General features: G+C 33.1%; 6 protein-coding genes. 5 read left to right on the forward strand and 1 reads right to left on the reverse strand.

Annotated elements, in window-relative coordinates; all coding sequences use genetic code 11:
• The 4 genes from Arg41_RS07405 to Arg41_RS07420 form a co-directional block, all read left to right on the forward strand.
• The coding region (locus Arg41_RS07405) for a hypothetical protein (protein ID WP_172792688.1) at nt 1-419 on the forward strand (419 nt) is incomplete at its 5' end.
• 491 nt (nt 420-910) lie between these two features.
• Nucleotides 911-1576 carry a hypothetical protein gene (locus tag Arg41_RS07410; protein WP_092490705.1) on the forward strand — a complete coding sequence of 222 codons (666 nt, stop codon included), beginning with the start codon at nt 911-913 and terminating at the stop codon, nt 1574-1576.
• Nucleotides 1569-2138 (forward strand): hypothetical protein, encoded by a 570-nt coding sequence (locus tag Arg41_RS07415; protein WP_092490706.1) that lies wholly within the window; start codon nt 1569-1571, stop codon nt 2136-2138. The genes Arg41_RS07410 and Arg41_RS07415 overlap by 8 nt, the downstream gene beginning before the upstream one ends.
• A 714-nt stretch (nt 2139-2852) precedes the next feature.
• Entirely contained in the window at nt 2853-3305 is a 453-nt protein-coding gene (locus Arg41_RS07420) for a hypothetical protein (RefSeq protein ID WP_092490707.1), read from the forward strand.
• 284 nt (nt 3306-3589) lie between these two features.
• Here the strand turns inward: Arg41_RS07420 and Arg41_RS07425 are convergent, their stop codons facing one another.
• The gene (locus Arg41_RS07425; protein WP_092490708.1) at nt 3590-4003 is read right to left on the reverse strand and encodes a hypothetical protein; all 414 of its coding nucleotides are present in this window, start codon (nt 4001-4003) and stop codon (nt 3590-3592) included.
• Nucleotides 4004-5380: 1377 nt separating this feature from the next.
• On the opposite strand from Arg41_RS07425, the gene Arg41_RS07430 reads away from it, so the two are divergent.
• Complete coding sequence (locus Arg41_RS07430; protein ID WP_092490709.1) at nt 5381-6061, forward strand: hypothetical protein; 681 nt, start codon at nt 5381-5383, stop codon at nt 6059-6061.
• Nucleotides 6062-6668 lie beyond the last annotated feature (607 nt).

Genomic DNA, 6668 nt, shown 5'->3' on the forward strand with positions numbered 1-6668 from the left:
TATCTCAAATAGAAATGATAGTCTTAAGCGCATGCGAAAGAATTCAAAATGTTACCAGTTTTGATGAACAGGATAGACATCGACTTTATAACATGTCAATAACTGCTAGAACAAATAAAATCCCATATAACAGCTGTCCATATGTTAGGACCACTAATATCATCCATGAAGATACAAACACAGATACAGATACAAAAACTACAAAAATGGGAGTTGTTGGTACAACAATTTTGGTAACTGCCGTATTATCAATATTATCTTTGATTATACTAATTGTGGTAAAAGTAAAAAACAACCGTCAGCGTAACTGCAATGACAGACTTAACGTTATGGAGTTAGAAGCCATTCGAACATATGAACATGGCGACGAATCAGGAAGCAATCAAAACCTTGAGGCTGAGAGCTCATTGATGATGTAATCACATCACAGGTGTGGTAAATTTGATGCAGATGGGTACCAATCCAAGGTCTCGGTCATTGTCATAGCAGAAAATCCATCACCTCTTTTAAATTAAATGATAGACATATTAAAAACCGTTTATCTTAATTATTTGTATAATAGGTAGGAAAAATTTCTTCAATTACCCTTAGGTAATTCATCAGACTCAACACCATTAAAATAAAGTATGAGTTCAGATTAAACCAATCAACTCAAATAACCTGTGGAATGACAATAACTAGTGCAAATAAACCAAATAATGAATGTCAATTAGCACTATAATGCGAAAAAATATTTTAGATCTTAGGAAATAGTAGAAATTTTACACTCTAAAATTAAATAATTAACATATAATTATGTACTTTTTTGTATCAAAAAATTGGTACATATTTATGACCGAGGTCAGATATCACATCATCCTTTGTTCCAATATATAAACATTAATTAATTCAATAGGATATTAAAATTATTATGTTTAATAAAATAATATCTTCGCAATACTCTAGCGCAAACAATACCAGCCATGAATCAGAATGCTCAAGTAAATCAGGCGATGATATTCTTGATCTTACGAAAGAAAAAGCAACAACAATGGAAATACAAACATCACCGTCGGAAATCACAAGCACTAGTTCAACTTCATCCCCAGCAAGATCATTCTACAAAAGGGTTATAAGAACATCACTGCTGCTTTCTATGCTGAGCAATGCAACTGAAAGTAACACGACAGTAAAAGCAAGTAGTACTAATTTTGCTGAATTTATGAAAAAACTGTCAGACATGTTTTTAAAACTACGTAACATTAACTGCCTAGCAAAAGGGTTACTAAATCTTGGAGAAGAAAATCTTATTTCACATGGGGTAAATATAAGATCTGCTATTAAAAACAGCACAAATACTAGCCTAGAAGAAATTATGTCAGAAACATTCAAATTACGTTACAATAATATCATACCTAAAATGATAGACGCTCACGGCTCCAACTACGATGAAGCTAATATCACGGTAATCGACAACAGTTTATCCAGTGTAAAAAAAATACTATTAGACGCATGTGAAAAAATTCAAAGCATAACCGATTTCGACTCAATTACCAAAAGTCAACTAAACAATATTATAGTACCGTTTTGTGGTTGATTTTCTAACTTTGGGAGGGATAGGGGTATTTGATGGTAGTTTGTTTCTGTTGAGAGATTATAATAATAACAATAATGTAAGGAGAATATATATGGACTTTATTGGCGATGATTATTTTCATGATAATCCTAGTAACAATGATGAGGGGTGCGGTGAAGAGCAACCTCTACTTCAAGGTGACTCAGAAGTTACTTATTACCTTTTTGATTATGGTGAAGTGGCAGTGGGTTCAAAAAGAGATGGTAGAGGTGGTCTACAATTTGGATTTGATGGCCTTAGCTTGAGTGATTTTGAGGAAGCAGATGGATTTGAATCGCAAGAAGTTACTGTTAGACGCCACTCATTCTCGGGGTTTGAAAGTGAACGGGAAGAATTTCCTGCTAGACGTTACTCATTCTCGGGATTTGCAAGTGAACCGGAAGTAGTTACTGATCTTTGTAATAAACGAAGTTGCTCATTCTCGGGCTATGATTTGATGAGCGCTATTCTGGTGCTTTTGATAATTGCAATAGCCGTTGCTATATTGGCTTGGTTGATAATTAAGTGGAACCATCCTCTTTGATTTTGAGAGGATTTTTGGGTAATGGTGTTTATGACTATGATGGTCTACAGCATTGTACATTTTACCATATTTGTTGTGGTAGTTGGTGATCGTACAAATAACTGTTACCTCGTTCCTACTGTTTTTTTAAAGTGATTTTTGCGTGAATTTTCATGATAGTGATAGCAATATTTCTTAGGTATTGCTGTATGGCAACCTTTAATAAAGGGAATGGTTTATCAAAAGTACAATGAGTGTGGTAGTAGGTATTTCATTTATTATTTATTTAAGGTGTAATGTTGTTTGCCTTGATGTATTTTGTGAGGTATAAGCTAAGTTGCTGTGGAATAATTTTTGTAATGTATTTTTTAATTGACAGTGTATTCTGCATATTTTTTACCTATTACTTTAGGTATCTGATAGTAGCATGGAGAAGCGCACAATAAAAGTATCTGTTCTATGAAAGTGCGTTTTTGCATGCTGCTTTTCTTTATTTTGTTTCTGTAAAAGATATTGTTTACAGGATTACAAAATTTTCTTTCTATCTCTGCTATATGTTAGGGTTTTTGCTGTTTAGATATGAGTAATTTTTTTGTATTATCATGGCTGGCAAATTTATAGCTATCTGTGACTAGTGTGGTACCCTTTTGTACCTACAATAATTATAAATATGGGGAGAAAATTTTTTTTGCGTAGGCATAAGTAAGTTTAGTAAATTAGATAAGGATCATTTCCATGCGTTCAACTTATGGTACTTTTGGTGATTCTTTAGGAGCAAGTGGTGGTTGTGAATCATCACTTGTCCAAGAAGTCGATCTTGAGTGCGAGTTGCCCCAAGATGATGACAAATTAAGCTTGTCTTGTTACCCGGGTGGGATTTGCTTTTACCGAGATGATCAATCATCTAGCGATTCAGAATACGATTGCTCTAGTGGCCTTGTCGATGCCGGAAGATTAATGGCAGATGATGTGGGTGGCGAGGAGGAATTGATAGTAGTTGAAGAGGGTGGTGTTGTCGAAGACATTGGTTCCATTGGCGGTAAGGGGGTTAGTGGTAAATCAGATGATCGTAAATTATCAAAAGTACATTCAGTTTTATTGACCATGTCACTTATTTTGGTGATACTTTTGTTAATTGCTATTGTAATCGCAGTAATTTTGACATTCTATTGGTCGTCGCTACCTTAGTTTTTTTGTAATAGCGATTCAGATCTCTCTGTATTTTTTGTTGATATAGTTGTAATCATTATGATGATAGTTGGAGAGAGTTTACTAAGTACAATAGGTGACGGTGGTTTTTTTGCCCTTTATTTATTGATAGCAGTGCATTAAGTAAACTCGTTTTTTTCTTCTGCTCAAAATACAAACCCACCTGGATAACTAATAAAATTATCACCGTGAGGTTTATACTCATTACACCAAATGTAATAGCTTTGGTGATAGGTAATGATGTTTATTTTAATAAATATCAACTAACGAAAACTTATTTTTAAATAACACAGACCAATTGATAGTAAAATTGAAGAAGAAACAAATAATCCAATTCCTACCCGGTCAAGAAAGGTACCCGCTATCTCTCTAGTCATTCCAGGGATGTGGATGATGTTTTTGTGTACCATAATAGTAATCAGTGTAAATGAAATTGCAAGGAGAGATATCGATATTGTGAGAGCACAAATCAATTTTTCTGATCTTCTTCTCCTGCTGGTAGCTCTGACCATGGTATTGGTAAGAATATCACTTGCCTGGTTATTCGATTCAGAATTTACCATACCAGATGATCTCAGCGCAGATAAGCTGCCTTTATTACTTTCCTCATGATCACATGCACCATAAGAAGAAATTGCATTTGCACTGGTATTTGCAGTACAGATATTATCTTTCATGATACATTCCTTTTCCAGTTTTTTGCCTATCCATTTGTTTGGTGCTTCACACAATTAAATATGAAATGAATTAATCGCAGTAGGATGCCTACAACATCGTAGCAATCAATATGTAATTATCGTAGTCTTTTGTTTCGATATTGTAAGTAAAAAAGTATGTATTTCATAAGATTTTGATATGCGTCATATTGTAACTATTAATGTTAATTATTAGTATTATTTTTAATACAAAAAATGTCAGTGTTTTTGTGAAAATATTGTTTTATCTAACTTAGTCCTTGTTCTTATTACATTCATGTTAATATTTTGAGTAGTTAACTTCTTTACTTCTGGTTTGCATTTATTGCAGTGATGAAATTTTTTAGTAGGATATTTTTGCTTTTACTAACATAATAAAACCGAACTAAGGGCAATAATTGTAGAACTTAGTAGCCTTATACACTATATCACGAGGGTGGTTAGTTTGGTTTCCTGATGTTTATATTGGCACTGCAAAAATGTTAAGAAGTGTGTATGGGGGTGTAATTTTTTATTTTGAATGTGATCTTCCTATTCTTCGTCTACACGTGGTTTGTGTCCAAATATTTCAGTTAATTTTTTGTTGAAACATAGAGTTGCTGAATTTCATGCTATAGAAAACGATGTTGTGTTACTAGAATTTCGGTACCATGTTTTCCTGATAAACATTCTATTTTTCTTAAGACGGATATCATAGGGATAATACTAAGATTTGATTGAAATAAAGATATATCAATTCAGGGAAAAGATTTCATTCTTATCTTAATGTAAGTTTTTAAATTGGGCTAAGTGACTCTATTAAAGATACGTTATTTTTAGATGGTTACTTTATCTTGCTTCCTGTTATAGGTTGCATTAAGTTATTTGTTAATTAGTAATTTAATATTTGATGCATACTTCCATATATTAAATATATTATTTATGGTCAAGACTAATATTTTGGGGGTATGATTATTTTTCATTGAATGGTTTTTGGTTGTTTCAATGGTTGTGGGTGATTATGTGTAATTGATTTCAGTGCCTTTATGTAACTTCCTAAGCTGGACTAATATGTCTTTGTGTAGCTTTACTTCGTTGTATCATTTATTACCGTCGTATTTCTGGTAATCTGGTTTTTTGTAATTATTAATGCATATTATATAAAATTAGTTGTTACTTGTCTTGTTAAATATTACCAATTTGTTTGTGGTGTTGTTATGTTTTATCCTTGACATTGTTCTGATTGGTGAGTCTTTTTTGTTGATATGGGCACTGCTTTTTACCTATCATTGATTAACCTCTTTCGTACTATGTTTTTTAGATTTTTGATGATTGTATGTGGCTTGTATGAGTCCTACTTGTCGTTGGAGGTTTGGTATTGTGAATAAGAGTGGTTTTCGTGTAGCGTTAGAATCAATTACAGAAGATAATGTTTCTGCAGAAGATTGTTCAGACTTTTGCGTAAGCTCTCTGTTGGAATCTGTTTCTGCTAAACTGGCTGACTTAGAGCGCATGGATTGTGCTACAAGTGAGAAGTTGTCCTCTAATAGGGCTGTAGTAACCAGTGGTGGTGTTTCTAAGGATGTCTCAGTAGTATCTACCATGGGTGAACCTGGTAGCCAGCCCATCCTAGATAAACCTTCTAGGAGTGATCCTCTTAGGTTTGTGTTGATTCTTGAAAAAACTATATCTATTCTGCCGGTTATATTATTGTTGATAATAGTGGCGTACCTGATTTTTTCTATTCTAGTTTATGCAAATTGTATGGGTATGATATCTAATATTTCTCATGTTGATTTTGTTAACATGGTGAAGTTTTTTGGCATTGGGGTTTCATCGGTGACCTCTGTTTTTGTCCTTATGACCTTGTCTTATATTTCTGGTAAAAGAATTGCTAATCTTGATAAAATAAGAGAAGTTGAGCAAGCAGTGAACGAGGAAAGGGAAAGTCTCAGACGTGAGAAGGAATTATTCATGAATTATAGAAAAGAGGAGTACGCTGATATATCAAGGAGACTTCTTGAATTGGATGAGCGCACAATGAGTAAAGTCCTTACTTGAAATATATCTGTGTATATTTACTACCCAATGTTTCACTAAGGTTAGCCACTTATGTAGGTAGGTATTTATTTCTGGGGTGTTATTTTTTCTTATTAAAGTGTTGGATTTTGGTTTTTTATCTACGATTTATAGTTATTTATTTTCTTAGTTCTGATTTTTCAATGAATGTGGTTTTTTGATAATATGTATTGAATTTCATTCTGTGGCCTTTTGCCCATTATTATCTTATTGTAAATTATTTATTTAGGCTATGTATAGTGTTTCAATGAAGATAAGCTGTAGTGGGGGGGTATGCACCACAGTAATGGCTTGTTGTTATGCTGATATGGATTTTCCTTGCATTATTAATGACGTCTGTCCGTATAGGTGCTGCAAAATATATTATATCTACACATACTATAATAATATTATCTGTGAATAATTAAATAGGTAGTTATCAGTAAATTTATGGTAGTTATCACAGCAATGCAGGTGCGTAAAATGTTTTTTAAATTGTACTGCTTTGGCGTGATGATTTCTTCTCGGTGGTATTATAAGTTGGTAAATTAAGATTTATTTTGCAATTAGCAATTAAGTTCTTCGCGTCATATCAGTGTTTGTTGTTCCA

The sequence above is a fragment of the Candidatus Ichthyocystis hellenicum genome, from assembly GCF_001460935.1.
Taxonomy (GTDB): Bacteria; Pseudomonadota; Gammaproteobacteria; order Burkholderiales; family 2013Ark19i; genus Ichthyocystis; species Ichthyocystis hellenicum.